Origin of the sequence: Streptomyces apocyni (assembly GCF_009739465.1) — a bacterium.
GTDB classification, from domain to species: Bacteria; Actinomycetota; Actinomycetes; order Streptomycetales; family Streptomycetaceae; genus Streptomyces; species Streptomyces apocyni.
On the sequence record NZ_WHOM01000025.1, the window covers coordinates 1 to 384 of the forward strand.

The window sequence follows — 384 nt, forward strand, 5'->3', positions numbered from 1 at the left end:
CGTGTAGTCCTGGTCGGCGAGGCGGTCGTAGACGCCGTCCAGCGGGACTTCCACGGCCCCGGCCGGTGGCCACACGGCCAGCGTCTCCCCGCTCTCAGAACCGGCGGCGACCAGCGTGCCGGTCGCGTTCACCGCCCACGGACGAGCCTGGGAGGGAGGCGGAGCCGCCACGCCCTCGCTGTACTCGTCGCCTTCGACGCGCGAGTGGATCTCGATCGAACGGTATCCGGAGCCGTCGTCCGGGCCCACGGTCAGCTGAAGCTGGACCGACCCGTGCTCCGGCAGCACCAGCGGCGCGGACAGTGTCAGCTCCTCGACCCGCTCGGCGCCGACCTGGTCACCTGCGCGCGCGGCCAGTTCCACCAGTCCGGTACCGGGCAGCAG

At 72.7% G+C, this 384-nt stretch carries 1 protein-coding gene; it reads right to left on the minus strand.

What is annotated here, in order from left to right; all coding sequences use genetic code 11:
• On the minus strand, positions 1 to 384 hold a 384-nt coding region (locus tag GCN81_RS00100; protein WP_156721313.1), incomplete at both ends, for a polyketide synthase dehydratase domain-containing protein.